Source organism: Paenibacillus sp. J22FR21, from assembly GCF_056269135.1.
The window spans coordinates 510,697-526,050 of record NZ_JBWDNJ010000003.1 but is presented as its reverse complement, the minus strand read 5'-3'; the positions used below and the strand labels follow the sequence as shown (position 1 = coordinate 526,050).

General features: G+C 45.8%; 18 protein-coding genes. 6 read left to right on the top strand and 12 right to left on the bottom strand.

The window, feature by feature from the left end:
- Positions 1-22 precede the first annotated feature (22 nt).
- Both AC0YNS_RS13010 and AC0YNS_RS13005 read right to left on the bottom strand, forming a co-directional pair.
- Positions 23-643, bottom strand: coding sequence for an NADPH-dependent FMN reductase (locus AC0YNS_RS13010; protein WP_475781413.1), 621 nt, complete (start codon positions 641-643; stop codon positions 23-25).
- A gap of 53 nt (positions 644-696) precedes the next feature.
- The gene (locus AC0YNS_RS13005) at positions 697-1,335 is read right to left on the bottom strand and encodes a hypothetical protein (protein ID WP_475781412.1); all 639 of its coding nucleotides are present in this window, start codon (positions 1,333-1,335) and stop codon (positions 697-699) included.
- 202 nt (positions 1,336-1,537) lie between these two features.
- Here AC0YNS_RS13005 and AC0YNS_RS13000 point away from each other — a divergent pair, with 202 nt between their 5' ends.
- On the top strand, positions 1,538-1,939 hold the full coding sequence (locus AC0YNS_RS13000; RefSeq protein WP_475781411.1) for a MarR family winged helix-turn-helix transcriptional regulator: 402 nt from the start codon (positions 1,538-1,540) through the stop codon (positions 1,937-1,939).
- A 78-nt stretch (positions 1,940-2,017) separates the two neighbouring features.
- On the opposite strand, the gene AC0YNS_RS12995 is transcribed toward AC0YNS_RS13000, so the two are convergent.
- The gene (locus AC0YNS_RS12995) at positions 2,018-2,284 is read right to left on the bottom strand and encodes a hypothetical protein (protein WP_475781410.1); all 267 of its coding nucleotides are present in this window, start codon (positions 2,282-2,284) and stop codon (positions 2,018-2,020) included.
- A gap of 225 nt (positions 2,285-2,509) precedes the next feature.
- Here AC0YNS_RS12995 and AC0YNS_RS12990 point away from each other — a divergent pair, with 225 nt between their 5' ends.
- Both AC0YNS_RS12990 and AC0YNS_RS12985 read left to right on the top strand, forming a co-directional pair.
- Entirely contained in the window at positions 2,510-3,073 is a 564-nt protein-coding gene (locus AC0YNS_RS12990; RefSeq protein WP_475781409.1) for a sigma-70 family RNA polymerase sigma factor, read from the top strand.
- Positions 3,063-3,563: a DUF3600 domain-containing protein gene (locus AC0YNS_RS12985; protein ID WP_475781408.1), complete on the top strand. Its 501-nt coding sequence runs from the start codon at positions 3,063-3,065 to the stop codon at positions 3,561-3,563. The genes AC0YNS_RS12990 and AC0YNS_RS12985 overlap by 11 nt, the downstream gene beginning before the upstream one ends.
- Positions 3,564-3,720: 157 nt before the next feature.
- Here AC0YNS_RS12985 and AC0YNS_RS12980 read toward each other — a convergent pair whose 3' ends face one another.
- The 4 genes from AC0YNS_RS12980 to AC0YNS_RS12965 all read right to left on the bottom strand — a co-directional run bounded on the left by AC0YNS_RS12980 (position 3,721) and on the right by AC0YNS_RS12965 (position 7,133).
- On the bottom strand, positions 3,721-3,909 hold the full coding sequence (locus AC0YNS_RS12980; protein ID WP_475781407.1) for a hypothetical protein: 189 nt from the start codon (positions 3,907-3,909) through the stop codon (positions 3,721-3,723).
- Between the two features lie 450 nt (positions 3,910-4,359).
- The gene (locus AC0YNS_RS12975; protein WP_475781406.1) at positions 4,360-5,706 is read right to left on the bottom strand and encodes a hypothetical protein; all 1,347 of its coding nucleotides are present in this window, start codon (positions 5,704-5,706) and stop codon (positions 4,360-4,362) included.
- Between the two features lie 398 nt (positions 5,707-6,104).
- A complete protein-coding gene (bshB2, locus tag AC0YNS_RS12970; RefSeq protein WP_475781405.1) occupies positions 6,105-6,764 on the bottom strand; it encodes a bacillithiol biosynthesis deacetylase BshB2 in 660 nt (219 codons plus the stop codon).
- A 24-nt stretch (positions 6,765-6,788) separates the two neighbouring features.
- The gene (locus AC0YNS_RS12965) at positions 6,789-7,133 is read right to left on the bottom strand and encodes a YojF family protein (protein ID WP_475781404.1); all 345 of its coding nucleotides are present in this window, start codon (positions 7,131-7,133) and stop codon (positions 6,789-6,791) included.
- A 388-nt stretch (positions 7,134-7,521) separates the two neighbouring features.
- Between AC0YNS_RS12965 and AC0YNS_RS12960 the strand changes: the two genes are divergently transcribed.
- The 3 genes from AC0YNS_RS12960 to AC0YNS_RS12950 are packed head-to-tail and all read left to right on the top strand — an operon-like array spanning position 7,522 to position 11,241.
- Positions 7,522-8,970 carry a spore germination protein gene (locus tag AC0YNS_RS12960; protein WP_475781403.1) on the top strand — a complete coding sequence of 483 codons (1,449 nt, stop codon included), beginning with the start codon at positions 7,522-7,524 and terminating at the stop codon, positions 8,968-8,970.
- A gap of 11 nt (positions 8,971-8,981) precedes the next feature.
- On the top strand, positions 8,982-10,130 hold the full coding sequence (locus AC0YNS_RS12955; RefSeq protein WP_475781402.1) for a Ger(x)C family spore germination protein: 1,149 nt from the start codon (positions 8,982-8,984) through the stop codon (positions 10,128-10,130).
- Between the two features lie 7 nt (positions 10,131-10,137).
- A complete protein-coding gene (locus tag AC0YNS_RS12950; protein ID WP_475781401.1) occupies positions 10,138-11,241 on the top strand; it encodes a GerAB/ArcD/ProY family transporter in 1,104 nt (367 codons plus the stop codon).
- Positions 11,242-11,342: 101 nt separating this feature from the next.
- On the opposite strand, the gene AC0YNS_RS12945 is transcribed toward AC0YNS_RS12950, so the two are convergent.
- The 5 genes from AC0YNS_RS12945 to trxB form a co-directional block, all read right to left on the bottom strand.
- Entirely contained in the window at positions 11,343-12,653 is a 1,311-nt protein-coding gene (locus tag AC0YNS_RS12945) for an epoxide hydrolase family protein (RefSeq protein ID WP_475781400.1), read from the bottom strand.
- Between the two features lie 257 nt (positions 12,654-12,910).
- Positions 12,911-13,390, bottom strand: coding sequence for a DinB family protein (locus tag AC0YNS_RS12940; RefSeq protein ID WP_475781399.1), 480 nt, complete (start codon positions 13,388-13,390; stop codon positions 12,911-12,913).
- A gap of 29 nt (positions 13,391-13,419) precedes the next feature.
- Positions 13,420-13,971, bottom strand: a complete 552-nt coding sequence (locus AC0YNS_RS12935) for a pyridoxamine 5'-phosphate oxidase family protein (protein WP_475781398.1) — start codon at positions 13,969-13,971, stop codon at positions 13,420-13,422.
- A 26-nt stretch (positions 13,972-13,997) separates the two neighbouring features.
- On the bottom strand, positions 13,998-14,315 hold the full coding sequence (locus tag AC0YNS_RS12930) for a thioredoxin family protein (protein WP_475781397.1): 318 nt from the start codon (positions 14,313-14,315) through the stop codon (positions 13,998-14,000).
- Positions 14,316-14,340: 25 nt separating this feature from the next.
- Entirely contained in the window at positions 14,341-15,270 is a 930-nt protein-coding gene (gene trxB, locus AC0YNS_RS12925) for a thioredoxin-disulfide reductase (RefSeq protein WP_475781396.1), read from the bottom strand.
- Positions 15,271-15,354 lie beyond the last annotated feature (84 nt).

The following is a 15,354-nucleotide window of genomic DNA, read 5'->3' as shown; positions in this document are numbered from 1 at the left end:
GACAGTCCGTCATAATACTTAATCAAGAAAGCACAGCTAACGTCGCCTTCCAACTACGGCGCATTCGTGCCATGACACGTTCATGACCCTCGATTTGGTCAACCAGTTCCGATAAAGCTCGCTGAACCTGTGACGTATATCGCCGAAATTCACGATCCGGCAACAGCTCCGCTCCTTCACGAATAATCGCATCCGACAACCGAAGTCCAGGAGACGTAGGCACGATGCGCATCCTCAGACGAACCGCTACCCTCCGCAGCTGCTTCCCGCACCGGCCGCCGCCATGACCGCCGTAGGTTACAATCATGACCGGCTTGTCTCGCCACTCGTGGTAAAGGTGATCAATCGCGTTCTTGAGGACCGCCGGATACCCCCAATTATACTGAGGCGTGACGACAATCAAGCCGCTTGCACTCTTGATCTTCTCGCTCCAAGCCTGCGTGTGGGGCTGGCTGTAGGTTACCAATGCGGGTATTCCCGGTTCATCGTCCATCGGCAACGACCATTCCCCCAAATCAATGATCTCGTACTCGTACCTTGGATTCGCTCGGCCGATGGACTCGATCCAAGCCGTGATTTTCGGGCAATTTCTCCCCGCTCGTGTGCTCCCCATGATCAAGAGAATGGTCTTCTTCTGTTCCATTATTACACCTTCATTTCTTGTTATCGTTCCATGTCATTCCGAACTGCAGAGAATTAGGACGAATTCCCCCTTGGTTCCAGCATGTTAACCAGAAACACTCCCGCAAGAGTTGCAACTGAAGCGAAAATGACATCCTTACCCGCATGAATCCAAAGTACGGGGATCCAGCCAGTAGCCAGGTAACGATGAATCATTCTCATCCATTTATTCCGTACTACCCTTATCCAATAGCCATATCCCACAATTGTAAGCAATATAATCAAGCTGGATGCACCGGAGTAAATATGTTGATCATGAAATTCTTTGATTAGAAAGTAAGTGCCATGTACAAGTACGAGAACTAATGCTGCCCAGCCCGAACATTGGTGTAGTTTACGCACCCACTTTGCAATTCGTCGGACGAGCGTAGACCGAGATTTCAATCCCCGTTTAAACCCTAACAAGGACATACATACCGCTCCCAGAAAAACCGCATATGTGCCCATATCATTCGCGATTATTCCAATTCTAACGTTAAGCTCGACACTGCCTTGCGCAACCTGCTCCGTTGCCAAACGTTTCAGATCACTGTCTCCGTTCCCGTGCAACGAAATGTAGTAGCACCAATAACCCAGGAAGAGCACGACAAAGCCAATAGCGATTATGGCAAGAATCCAAACTCGTTTATTATTGCTCATGCGATATGGCGTCATAACCTCCAGCAAGAGAATATTAGTACGCGGTACAAACTACGTGTTACAAACAATATAGTTTGTGTGACGTACTATGTCAATGACTTTTATGATAAAATGAAAATTGACTAAGGCTTACAGGCTTCACAAGACTATCTAAGCTTAAATGGAGTGAATCATGGTGAACCACAAAAACGCTGCTCCCCAGGAAAACCTCTCGATCATGGATAGTTTGGTCCAATTATCCTTTCTTGTTCAAGGCATCCTTAACGGAGTCGGAGCCGAATACGATGTTTCCATCATACAAATTCGATTGTTCGGCATTTTACGAGATCGAGAACTAAACATGTTACAGTTAGCGCAGTACCTCGGCCTCGACAAATCCAGCATTACCGGACTGATCAATCGCGCGGAGCGCCGAGGGCTTGTTGAACGCAGTAATTCCCCACACGATCGTCGTGTCATTCATGTAAAGGTGACCGCCGAAGGACGGCAAATCATTCAGACCGTAAGCAGTAAGATCCAACGTCAAATACAAGCAATAACGGATAACCTTAATGAAAATGAGCGCTCACAGTTCATTGCTCTTGCTTCTAAAATGCTGCTTCCTTCAGGCCGGTCGTAGTTCATTGCTCTTGCTTCTGTTCATAAATGAAGACAAAACGGCGGCCGATTGATCGGCCGCCGTTTTGTTTGTAATTTTTTATATGATATTGTACGAAAGAAATTCATTAACAAAGCCTTCCAGCCAATCTTCTGAATAATCAAGAACTCCGGAATCAATGGGGATAAATATCGTATCAAGACCCATCACCCATAAGCGGCGAACAATCATAAATAATTCAATCGCTTCTTCATCTTGGACGGTGAAGCTTCTGATTGATCGATAACCAGACATAAATGCATGTTTATCCATTTGGAATGCATTGTTATTTCCGTGCATATCGCCATGACACAGCCCCCAATCCAAACCTAAAAATTCGCTGCCGCTGACAAACGACTGTAAAGTTCCCCATTATCAAAAGTTCACAATTTAAATCCGATAACTAAAAAGGCCTATAGTAAACACAGACTTCATTCTTTTTACGTCAGACAGCCAATCGGCTGCTCGCCATCAAAAAAGTTTAATCTCTTACTGAACCTTTTTGCAAATAGGAGCGAATTAAGAGTTGTAACACGTTCAGGAGGGGCCCCTATGAATGATAAAGAATTAATTCCATTGCTTGAAAATGCAACGTTAGGCGACGAGTCGGCTTTTCAGCTTGTCTATCAGGCGACTCACCAAGATGTCTATCGGACGGTTGCTTTTCTCGTCTACAACAAACAAGACATTGAGGACATCGTAAATGAGGTTTATCTGCGAATGTGGAGGTCTTTTCACACTTACGACTCGAGTCGGCCATTCCGATTTTGGTTGCACGGGATCACTGTACATCAGGTCCAGGATTGGAAGAGAAAGGCTTGGCGACGAATTCGGCTCATTGAACGTAAGCGCCAGACGACTGACGAAACTTTCGACTGGACGGACAAAACTGTCCTACAGTCCGAAATGCAGCATGAGCTGTTGAACCTTGTCCGCCAGTTGTCATACAAACTAAGAGTGGTCATCATCTTGCGTTATTTGCACGACTATACGTTGGAAGAAATCGCAGATCTGCTGCATATCCCCGTTGGCACAGTGAAATCCAGGCAGCACCTGGCACTGAAAGAACTACGAAATCGATTCAAAATGACGGGAGGAGATGCGTATGTCTATTGACAAGCAGTTACGTGAAGAGCTTCGTCAGATCGCAGATTCAATGCAGTGTCCTCCCGATTTGTATGGACGTGTCCGACGATCCTATCAACACTATGCAAACGAAAAGAGAGGAAAATCCATGAAAAAACGTATTCTCATCGGAATTGCGGCAATCGTAATCCTGATTCCATCCGCCGCATATGCTGGTTCCTATCTGGCTAATGATATTTTTGGTTCTCCTAAGACCATTGAGGAGCATGGCGGTACGCAGGAAGACTACAAAGAGATTGAGGGAATGCTTCAGGAAGCAAAAGGCAAGCTCACGGAAGACGAGTTCAAGGAGTATACAACACTGACCAAGCGGCTTGTGCAATTAAAGCTGAAAATCACCGATAAAAATGGAGTCATACACGAGGAGAAACTGACTAAAGAAGAACAGCAGCAATTTAAGCAGCTCGCCTCCAAGCTTGCCCCGTTCTTCGAGAAAATCAATGAGTCCGCCAAACCGTAAGAAATAAGAAAGAAACCCGGCATATTCTAGCCGGGTTTCTTTCTTCCAGTTAAATAAAACAACCTTTTGAACTATTACTACAAACTTGTCATTGCCTTAATCGAAGCCGAAGCCGCTTGCCTCGAACTTGCCGCGAAAAGATAGCGTGTTGAATATCCTATTTCTTCTGGTTTTTCCGGATCCGGGAAAAGACTACGAGTCCGGCGATCAACATAGCTATGTAACCCATGTTTTGAGCTGCTTCGGATCCCATACCCAGCACCATGCAAAGATTGGTAACCAAACTCTTCGTCAGGAGCGCAATCGCAATGAGCATGATCGGACGAAGAATATTGAACTTATTCATATAGGCCATCCTTTCGTTATCCAGCTAATAAATTCTCATACGACCCTGCTGATTTCCCAATTATTCATTACTCTTACGGAATATAGGGTCTATGGTTTCGTTTCATAGACTTCATTCTTTGTATCCATTCATGATTCTCTCATGAATCACCTTGCATTACTACCGCAACCGCTTCCGCAACAGTCCGATATCGCACCCGCCATAATTCTAACGAACCGTACAGGCCTTATTTGATCAGAAAGTAGCGATTTGAAATTCTAACGAACGCTACAGGTCCTATTCGCTCGAAAACTCGTGCACTTCTGCCAAATTCGAGGAAATAAGACCGCAGTGGTCCGTTAGAATAATTGAAGGGCCGATTTCTCCAAAATAAGACCTCCACGATTCGTTAGCGTAAGAGAGGTGCTGGCGAGAGCTGCTTTTCAGATTGTGTGACGGTCCTTTTTCGTGCTACGGTAGTTCAATCCGAATTAGTTCTACTTCCTTATTATTGCTGCAGATCAGTACACAAGGAAAAACGTACGGAACATAAGAGCCAGTGCCCCCGAGATCGATACGCGTATACTGTTCGTCCCCATGCTGGACGATGTGACTACCCATAATTGTAAGTGATAATTCATTAATTGCTTTTAAAGGTAGTAATAATGCTTTCACTCTTTTACGTTCTCTTTCAATTAAGCACCCTTCATTGAGATAGACCACAAACTTGGTTTCATCATCTTGAAAGTCTACCGGGTCTATTACAAAAATTTCGACAATTCTACCCTCTCTCTTGTATACAAAGTTACCATCTCTCTTCATGAAGAGTTTACTCATTCCCTTAAATATCCGAAAAGTTTTTCCATGAAAAGTGCCATAAGCGAAAAGCCCAACAGCCATACCGATTACGAGCACATTATTAGTGGGTTCATCCTTCAAATACATCATGTATGCTGAAGAAATCTCATAAAGATTTCTTATGCTGAATGGAATGGATGCCGTCAGAAATAGATTTGTAATCATAGCAATGAAAATTTGCAAGGCACACAATAGCCCAACAACTAACCTGATCGGCCAAACGATGACTTCCTCATGGACATTCTTCTGATAGAAATAGAGAACAAACATAAGCCCGAAAATTGGAATTAATATGAAATTCGATTTAAGCAAATAGATCGAGATCCCATAAACAAATCCCCAAAGGAGAACGAACAGCGTTAATTTAAGAATCGAGATCAGCCGGTTGGGTTCTCCCTGTTTCTCTATTCCTGACTGATTCTCTTGAGATGAATCAAGATCACTCGGCTGCAATTTCAATTGTGCCCTAATCGTGGAATACAACGTTTCAATATTGAGAGAAGGGAATTGGGAAATCGGAATTCTGATTGCGAACATCCCGCCGTACATATTGTTGATTTCAGACAAGAAGGATTGCTTTCTTTTCTTCATTTTTTCTTTTAGGATCAGTCCGATAATCGTATTACGCTGTATGGAAAAGACCTGTACGTCATAGATCTCTATCCAATGCGCTCTCTTAGTCCCAAACGCGGTCCTAAATTCGATTTCATTCTGGGTTATCTTTAGTGTTTGTAGTCTTAGTACCCCTGTAAACAACCATGCATATAGGAAAAAAGCTATTGCGAATATCCAGAGTAACTTAAAAGCGATATTGAAATAAACACTATCAATAGGGAGAAACAAGAATGCTCCGAACAATCCGATCATGAATAGGAGAAGTACGTGCATGGACCACTTCAGTTTGGCACGTTGTTCAATCGGTAAAGTATAATTTCCGTTTTCAAGTTGTAATTCCATCACTGTGGCCAGCCACCTCAATGCAGTCACTCTCTTTTAGAATACTCACAACGTCCACTCCTTGGATTTGTATTGATGCTGGATTGCTACACGCAATGAAGCCGCCTATCATGCCGGCAGCTTCATCTTAGGTTCCCCGTTATTGTCTATCAATTCTGTAACGGTTGTGAGCGTGGCTATTTCATGAAATGAACACCTTTTATAATGCTAACGGTTGTGAGAATCGTTATTCGATGCATAATGGTTGATTTCTATCGAAAAATCTCCAAATAAGCCCGCTAGCAACCGTTAGAAAATAAATTCAGACTTTTTAGTCCAAATAACCACTCCCACAACCGTTAGAGTTTGGCAGGCGACTCTTAACGCATCCACAAGCATCTATAAACACTCCAACAATTAATTTATGCGAATCGATACGTCCAGAATCGCTCCGTTCCGAAGCGCCCTTGGATTTCCGCATCCGATAATTTCTTGTTGCCTAACAATTCGGCTGCTTGAAACTGGGACTTATGGGCTTGAATAGACGCCATCTTCTGTTTCAAGTAACCTTTGACGTCATTGATGATATCGGGCTTCCCGATTTCTTGTTCGTGATTGTTGGCGAATGCCATGCAATGCACGGTCGGCCTGCGGTCGGCATGCATTTTGGCGATGGTTCGGATTACCGCCGCCCCGCATGCGTTGTGATCGGGATGAACGCTCAGCGTCGGGTGAAACGTAAAGACCAACGTAGGATTCAGCTCTTCAATGAGCGCTTCGATACTCCCGTCTAACTTTGTTTTATCCTCGAATTCGAGCATTTTATCGTGAAATCCAAGCATCCGAAGATCCTTAATCCCAATGGCACGGCAAGAAGCTTCCAGCTCCTGCTTGCGTATGGCGGGTAAAGTGACCCTGCTCGCGAAAGGCGGGATTCCCATGTTGCGGCCCATCTCTCCTAAAGTCAAACAAGCGTAAGTGACATTTGCCGTTCCTTGATCGAGATGCATCGCAAGCGTCCCTGACAAGCTGAACGCTTCATCGTCCGGATGCGGAAGCACCACCAGTATGTTTTCTTTCATATCTGTTCCAAATCTCCCTTTACCTTAGAATGGTTCCCGGCTCAATTGCAATGCTACGACGAGTTTCCCCGCGGTGTCATGACCCGCAAGGATGAGCCTTTCGGAATCCGTCTCTTCATAGTGAGTAAGCCCCTCGGAATAAACCCAGCCTTGCTCCGTCTTCAAGCCGACGCGATATGGGCCGTCCCCGGAAATCGTGCCGTGGGAATAACGAATAACGGCGTTCGAAATAAAGGTCGCTGCCGGATGCTTCGTACGATCCAGATGCGCGGCGTAAGCTCCCGTTGTCATCTCGAGATGGATATATAAATCCCGATCAATAAGGATATCTATAAATTGCTGGACTTTCGTTTTGTCGATGAGCTGCATGTTCTTCCTCCAAACACCTATTGTATTTCCTAATCGCCAACAACTTTTACTTCATCATGCTTGCCGCGAGTCAGAGCGTTTAATCGCTTTATTTATTATATTATCAAAAACGATACAGATATATAAATTCAATAATTTGATGATATTCTTGACGTAATTCTTGACGCTCCTTTAATTCCGTTTGTGATATTATGAGTGGAATATTTTTCTAATTTTTGTACACAATAACTCCAGATGGTGGGTTCAACTGTGCCTAAACCCGCCTCATTCTATCCTCGATCATAAAATCGGCTCTTATAGATGGGTTTGTCATCAAACTCATGCTTGCCTCCATTCCAATCGAAGAGGAAGGTTGTACACTATATAACTAATAATGGAGGGTTCAACTGTGCCTAAGCTTTCCGTTACTCTGCCGATGCAGGAGCAAATCCGAAATCGTATGAAGGAAGCTCCTGACTTCGTCATTCGGCCGTTCCCTCTCCGTGGATCTTTGGCTTTCACCTGCCTCTATCTATCCTCGATTGTGGAATCGGCTCTAGTGGATGAGTTTGTCGTCAAACCCATGCTTGCCGCCGTTTCTCTTGAAGAGGAAAAGGAATTTGATATGGATGACCTAGACTGGTTTCATCGTCACATCCCCTTCGTCCAAAACAAGGAATGGACAGATGCCGATGAGGGCATCCGCCTGCTGCTGGAGGGCCAGTGCCTGCTGATTCCAACACATATTAATCTTTTCCTATGTTTTGACGTCAAACGTAGTGACTATCGCAGTGTAACCGAGCCTCAGTCGGAAGCCACAGTACGAGGACCACGGGAAGGTTTCGTCGAAGACATCGGTCGGAACGTGGCTCTCATCCGTAAACGACTCAAAAGTGAACAGTTAGTTTTTGAAGAGATGACCATCGGAACAAAAACGATGACCAAAGTATATTTGACCTATTTGCCCGACGTAGCCCCCACTGGCGTCGTAGAAGAATTTCGTCGTCGGCTGCAGGCCATCCAAGCTGACAGCATTCTGGAAAGCTCATATTTGGAAGATTGGATCCAAGACAAGACATGGTCACCGTTCCCTCAACTCATCGGGACAGAACGACCGGACGCGGTTACGGGCAAATTGTTGGACGGGCAAGTAGCGCTTCTCACCGACGGCACTCCGATTGCCTTGATCGGTCCAGTGACTTTTTTTCAACTCTTCTCTTCACCGGAAGATTATTACCAGAGGCCGGATATCGCCACACTTTCTCGATGGTTGCGCATGTTAGCTTTCATGCTCTCGATCTTCATCCCTCCTTTATACATTGCAGTAGTCACCTTCCACCAAGAGCTGCTACCGACTTCGCTCTTGATCAACCTGGCCGCACAACGGGAAGCTGTGCCTTTCCCGGCGTTCCTCGAAGCCATGATCATGATGGTCACGTTCGAGATTTTACGTGAAGCCGGTTTGCGAATGCCTCGGATTGCCGGTCAATCAATTTCCATCGTAGGCGCGCTCGTACTCGGCATGACGACGGTCGAAGCGGGACTTGTCTCCGCAGCCATGGTTATCGTCGTTTCGATCACGGCCATCTCCAATTTCGTGTCACCTATTTACGGCTTTGGCGTTGCGCAGCGGATCCTCCAGTTCGGGTTCATGTTCCTGGCCGGCTTTATGGGGTTATATGGTATTCTGTGCGGGACGTTGTTTGTCTTAATCCATCTAGTCTCTTTGCGATCCTTCGGAGTGAAGTACATGTCTCCCATCGCGCCTTTGATTCTGTCAGACTTCAAAGACACGATCCTGCGCGTTCCTCGGTTCTGGATGAAACGATCGCCTCAGATGTTCTCTAGAAAAAAATAGGGGGCTGAACATTGCGAAAATTATGGCTCTTGATCTTACTTGTCGCTTTACTTCTCTGTTCAGGCTGCTGGGACAAGAAGGAAATCAACGAACTGGCAATCGTCACCACATTCGGCATCGACCGGGAACCATCGACTGGCATGTACACCGCTTATTACCAAGTAATTAACCCGCCGGCTCTCTCCTCCAGGCAAGGCGGCGGATCCAAGGCATCGGTTTACACCTATCGTTTCAAGGAATATAGCTTGGGCAGGTTCATGCAGAAAACGTCCACGATGATGCCGCGTTTGCTGTTCACTTCACATTTACAGTGCTATATATTATCCGAAGAGGTAGCCCGTCAAGGAATCATTGATATCCTTAACTACTTGGAAACGACACCCGAATGGCGCATGAATGTTTATCTGTTTGTAACGGATTCCCCTCTAAAGGACGTTATGAACAGCTTTACGACACTCGAAAAGGTGCCCGGACGCCATGCCACCTCGCTTGTTCGCATTTTATCGCGGGGGTCCTTTACGGGAGGCGTAGAGCCGATCCGCGTCAAAGACATCGTGACAGGAATGGAATTTCAACTGCCGACACTCATACCAATGATTCACTACCGCGGCAAACCGGCGGATACTACGGAGAGAATGGAGCAGATTGATGTCAGCGAACAAGCACCTTCTTTTTTTGCGGACAGCGCGGTGTTCTTCAAAGGACGCATGGTGGGACACTTGGACAGTGATAATAAATACTATTATCACATCCTTAACACCAGATATCGGAAATTCACAGAAACGGTTAAAGTAGGTGGAAGTTACGTCGACGTCGAGACGAATAACGTGCAAGTGAAGCGGAAATGGCATCGATCCGCCAACCGTCTCAACATCCTCATTCATGCTGATCTCCGCATATTGAACAACACACAGAATACCAAGTTAACGTTGCAAAACATTCAATTGATCGAAGAGGCGTTTAATCGCGTCGTAGCAGACAAATCGGAGAAGATGGTTGCTTTGGGAAAACGAAATAACTGGGATCTGTTGGGCTTGCAGGATGAAGGGGCTACTGCGGCTACATGGAAGCAGACGTCGGTGAATTTCTCGGTCACTTCTGACGTTACGACGACCGGCAACAAGAGTGATCCCTATACCAAGGAAGGCAAGGAAGGATGAAAAGCATATGAAACCCATCCGGCTCAGCGCGTGGCAGTTTCATTTGATGACGCAAGTCTATGTCATCGGAACTGCATTTATTCTGCTGCCCGGCCCAATCATCTCAAGCGCAAAACAATATGGTTGGGTTGTCGTCATTTGGGCGACCTTGTATGGGCTGGTGCTTGCTTTCGGCTACTTGTACCTTGCAAAGCTGTATCCGGGAAAGACGCTTGTCGAGATCGCTTTGCAGGCATTTGGCAAGTGGGCCGGCGGCTTCATCTCTTTATTGTATATCATCTTTTTCATCCAAATTGCATCGTGGGTTACCCGCGAACTTGGTGATTTCATGCATATTAACCTCATGCCACGCTCACCTATTTCTTTTTTCCATATCATGATCTTGCTCGTCAGTGCGTACGCCGTGTCGAAGGGGATTGAATCAATCGCCATGGTGAACGAACTTCTGGTGCCTTACCTCTATTTGGCGTTTTGGGTTCCGATAGTCATCATGCTGCGGGAGTGGAATTGGCGTTATTTTCACGTCTCCTACCCTTTCCAGCTTAGCGATGTCATTATTCAAACCCGATACGTGTTGGCGTTCCCCTTTATGGAGACAGTGGCGTTCTTGATGTTCATTCCGTTCGTGCAGGGGAAAGTGAAAATCTCGTTTATTACGGGAATCGCTTTCTCTGGCTTAATGTTGACGGGGTGCGTTTTTATTTCGATTGGGGTTCTTGGTGTGTATCGCGGCCAGAAATTGGTTTACCCCATCTTTTCGATATTCCGCGAAATGAGATTTACCGGCTTCATTGAGCATTTGGAAGCGATTCTGGCCGTAAATATCGTGCTGGTTGTATGTATGAAGCTGTGCATACTATTTTATTGCGCCGTTTCTGGCGTTTGTCAGTTGTTCAAAATTGAGAAGCGAAACGTTGTGATTTATCCAATGGTGTGGATCATTTCCGCCTATTCGTTGCTGTTTATGAATATAATCGAACTTCTCGATTGGGTAAAAAAATATTTGTTCGAATACTATTCCTTATTCGCCGTAGTTTTTCCAACACTCTTCATCGTCACGGCCAAATGGAGAAATAACGGTCGGCTGATGAAGAAGGACGGCTCGGCATGACAATTCTGATCGCCGTCTTCGCCCTAACCATCGGAACCGGTTATGCGATGCGATAGCCAACGGATATGATTACGGAAATCAGTGGGAATGCGATCAGCAAGTTAGCGCAGCGACCTGAGTCCATTGCGTAGTTCATCCACATAGAGCATTGGCTGCTCCCACGCCGCGAAGTGTCCGCCTTTATCGAGCTTATTGTAATAGATGAGATTCGGATACGCCTTTTGGGTCCAGCTCTTCGGCGCTTCGTAGACCTCATCGGGAAACACGCTCACAGCAACGGGAAGTTTTACACCATAGGTGCCAAAGAACGGATATTTATTCTCCCAGTAGAGGCGAGCGGAAGAAATCGGCGTATTCGTCAACCAATAGAGCGTAATATTGTCTAGGACATCGTCCCGGGAAAGGCCCTCAGGTTGTCCATTGAAAGCCTTAGTAATCATCTCCAAACTTTTCGCGTCATGGTCCAGCATAAAGGCTGCCATACCGATTGGCGAATCCGCGAGTCCCGTAAGCGTCTGCGGACGAGTACCCATCATCAAGGCGTATCCAACATGCTTGTAAAAGAAGTCCAGCTGTTCGCATGCACGTTTTTCTTCGCCTGTTAGATCAGGCGGGCAACCCTTGCCAGCTTGAATCGCCTTCTCGATATCGGAGGGAACGACGAAAGGCAAGTTGGTGTGAATGCCGATCAGTCCACTAGGTTGTTGGACAGCCATTACTTCTGCTATAATGGCGCCCCAGTCTCCGCCTGACGCCACATACTTCTTGTAACCAAGACGATTCATCAGATCTCCATAAGCACGAGCAATGCGGTCTGGACCCCAACCGGTCGTGGTCGGTTTGCCTGAAAACCCAAAGCCAGGCATCGAAGGAATGACGACATCAAATGCGTCTGATGCCTTCCCGCCATAGGCCGTGGGATTGATCAGTGGGTCGATTAGCTTCAGCTTCTCTACAATTGAGCCTGGCCATCCGTGCATAATGATGATTGGCATCGCGTTTTCATGCTTCGATCGGACGTGAATGAACTGAATGTCCTCCCCATCGATATTGGTGACGAACATCGGCAGAGCGTTCAGCTTGTCCTCAAATTTGCGCCAATCGTAATCGTTTGCCCAATAATGGGCCAAGTTCTTCATCGTTGATAGCTGCGTTCCTTGCGATTGATCCGACACCGTTTCTTTGTCCGGCCATCTTGTCGCAAGTATACGCCTATGCAAATCGGTAAGATCCGCCTCCGGTATATGCACCTGAAACGGTCGAATGGCTTTCGAATCCTCCTCGGATTCATGTGGACCTCCATATGAAATCGCGCTAACCGTTTTGGCCATCGCGCCGAACGTCGTCAATGCCAGGGATAAGGCCAAAAGAACGACCAAACGGAACCAGAGCTTGGTGCTGATTATATGCAATTGTAGTAACGCTCCTTTCAAAAAGCTATTGGTTGGTCCTTATCAATAATTTTCTAACAAAGCAGAATAATTATCCCTCTATTAAAAAATAAAAAAACTGATGCGGTGATTTAGAAGGGGTGTCGTGCGGGAATAACCTTGCAGATAGTCAAAGAAAAAAGGTGCAAACCCTTCTTGTTTGGAAGTGATTGCACCTTTTTATTTTCCAACAATTTATATAAACCCTCTCATCAAAGAGGCTAATCATCTTTTTTCTATTATTGGGACAATAATCTTTTATAGGTGGAAAGGACTCCTGCGTGCAATCCTTCATGGTACAGGTTATATCGGAGCGATTGCTCTGGCGTTACCAGAGCGAGTTCCGTGGACGTGTTAATTGCAGCTACACTTTCGTTCAATCGCTCCATTGGATACTGCTTGCGGATTCTCACCAGTTGTTCCGTTAGCAGGGTTTTCAGTTCTGGCAATGTCGGATTAGGAAGCGAATCAGGGTACATGTCCAACGGTGATTTTCCGGAAACGAACCGATCAGTAAACCCTTCAGGCAGATGCATCGTGATATTCAGCTGCGATAGTGCCAAGAACTCCGTAACGAAATAGATGTGACCAAGGTGCCAACGGATATTATTGCGGAAACCAGTGGGGATACGATCCGCGAGTTCCTCAGTTACGCCTTCCAAAGCCTTCAGCGTTGCAGCTCTAATATTGTCCAAATCTTCGAAGATAGTTGATGTCAATTGTATCACTCCTTGTTTTGTATTTTGATTTATTTCACTCGGTCGTTCTGAACGGTTCTACCTTCATAGAACATGCGATCCGGGATTTCTTCCTTCTCTTTGGCCGCCAAGGAGACCGCGCTTAATTTAAAGATGGCGGTTTTGCTGCCTAGCGGGGAAACGTATCGATCCAAATGAGTCCGCCCCAGCGGACGATCATAATAGCCTGGCACATATTTGTCCAGCATAATCTGCATAGCGGCAGTCGCTTCGTCTAAATCGGTTACGTATTCCAAGGAACCTTCAATGATCACGCTCATAAAGGCAGTATCCGTTTTAGCAGGTATCGGACTCGTAATCGTTCCGTAATTTTCGCTGATGGTGAAACAGGCTCGAGGGTTTTGCTCGATATAAGCGATTTTTCTTCCTTCTTCCGCCCCATGAAAGTAAATGGCATTGTCCAGCCAAGCGAAATTGAGTGGAATAACATATGGGACATCTTCTGAAGATAGGCCGAGAAATCCAATTTGGGCTTGATTAAGAAAGTGCTGGATTTTGTCGGCATTCGTTGCGTTGCGTTTCACATTGCGAAGTGGAAACATCGTATTCATCGCCTTTCAGTTACAAATCAATTGATTGTATCCAAGTACTCTCTGATTTGTGCAGGGGTCTTGGCAAATTTGCTGTGTAGATGCGCTAATTTCTCACCATTCTTAAATACCAGCAAGCTTGGAATGCCTCTGACGTCATACTTTTCAGCAAGGCCTTCGAATTGTTCGGAATCTACCGCATAGAATTGCTTATCCGAATGTTCGTTAATAATATCACCGATAAATAATTCTGAATTTTTACAATCATGACACCAGGTTGCATCAAACTTCATGATCGTGTAGCCTTCACCGCTGATTTTCTCTTGAAACTGCTGTTGGGTTTGAATACGTTCCATGTTTATACGTTCCCCTCTCAGTGAATTAATGGATTTCGTTATATTCAAAAAATTTCTCAACATCGATTGCTGCCATTGCACCGGTGCCTGCAGCCGTAATCGCCTGACGATATTTGTTGTCCTGGACATCTCCGCATGCAAACACGCCCGGGATGCTAGTTTCGGAAGTTCCTGGTTTTACAACTAGATAACCGACTTGATCAAGTTCCAATTGTCCGTTTAGGAATTTAGTATTCGGCGTATGACCGATGGTAACGAAGATGCCATCCGTCTCAATAATTTCTTCCTCACCAGTCGTATTATTACTTACTTTCAAGCCATTTACTCCATTGCTGCCCGAGACTACTTCAAGCGGCGTTTTGTTCAGGCTCCACGTAATTTTACCGTTATTGCGAGCACGGCCCTGCATAATTTTCGAAGCTCTAAGCTCCTCGCGGCGATTGACAATTCGTACCTCGGAAGCAAATTTCGTAAGGAAATGCGCTTCCTCCATAGCAGAGTCACCACCTCCTACAACGATAATCTTTTTCCCACGGAAGAAGAAACCATCGCAAGTGGCACAGGTGCTAACACCACGCCCAACATTTTCTTTCTCGCCGGGAATACCCAGATATTTAGACGAAGCGCCGGTCGAAAGCACCAAGGTTTGCGTTACAAGTTCTTCTCCGCCTTCAAGTGAGAGCTTAAATGGACGATTGGATAAGTCGACACTGTTGACCCAGCCTGTACGAAATTTAGCACCAAAGCGCTCTGCTTGCTTGCGCATGTTAGCCATTAGTTCTGGTCCCATAATTCCATCCGGAAACCCCGGAAAGTTTTCAACTTCTGTTGTGGTGGTCAACTGCCCTCCTGGTTCGGGACCTTCAATGACAAGAGGCTCCAGATTGGCACGCGCTAAATAAATAGCGGCGGTTAATCCTGCAGGACCTGTTCCTATTACGATTGTCTTATACATTATGTGAATTCCTCCTTCGAATAATGTGTAACTAAATGAACAGCGAAGTTATGGCTTCACACAGTATTTGTCTTGTATAGTGTA

What these genes read in the sequence shown, in the direction of transcription:
- AC0YNS_RS12980 (WP_475781407.1), bottom strand. Translation starts at nt 3,909, where the DNA reads ATGAATAAGTTCAATATTCTTCGTCCGATCATGCTCATTGCGATTGCG.
- bshB2 (WP_475781405.1), bottom strand. Translation starts at nt 6,764, where the DNA reads ATGAAAGAAAACATACTGGTGGTGCTTCCGCATCCGGACGATGAAGCG.
- AC0YNS_RS12935 (WP_475781398.1), bottom strand. Translation starts at nt 13,971, where the DNA reads ATGTTTCCACTTCGCAATGTGAAACGCAACGCAACGAATGCCGACAAA.
- AC0YNS_RS13010 (WP_475781413.1), bottom strand. Translation starts at nt 643, where the DNA reads ATGGAACAGAAGAAGACCATTCTCTTGATCATGGGGAGCACACGAGCG.
- AC0YNS_RS12965 (WP_475781404.1), bottom strand. Translation starts at nt 7,133, where the DNA reads ATGCAGCTCATCGACAAAACGAAAGTCCAGCAATTTATAGATATCCTT.
- trxB (WP_475781396.1), bottom strand. Translation starts at nt 15,270, where the DNA reads ATGTATAAGACAATCGTAATAGGAACAGGTCCTGCAGGATTAACCGCC.
- AC0YNS_RS12985 (WP_475781408.1), top strand. Translation starts at nt 3,063, where the DNA reads ATGTCTATTGACAAGCAGTTACGTGAAGAGCTTCGTCAGATCGCAGAT.
- AC0YNS_RS13005 (WP_475781412.1), bottom strand. Translation starts at nt 1,335, where the DNA reads ATGACGCCATATCGCATGAGCAATAATAAACGAGTTTGGATTCTTGCC.
- AC0YNS_RS12990 (WP_475781409.1), top strand. Translation starts at nt 2,510, where the DNA reads ATGAATGATAAAGAATTAATTCCATTGCTTGAAAATGCAACGTTAGGC.
- AC0YNS_RS13000 (WP_475781411.1), top strand. Translation starts at nt 1,538, where the DNA reads ATGGATAGTTTGGTCCAATTATCCTTTCTTGTTCAAGGCATCCTTAAC.
- AC0YNS_RS12950 (WP_475781401.1), top strand. Translation starts at nt 10,138, where the DNA reads ATGAAACCCATCCGGCTCAGCGCGTGGCAGTTTCATTTGATGACGCAA.
- AC0YNS_RS12930 (WP_475781397.1), bottom strand. Translation starts at nt 14,315, where the DNA reads ATGGAACGTATTCAAACCCAACAGCAGTTTCAAGAGAAAATCAGCGGT.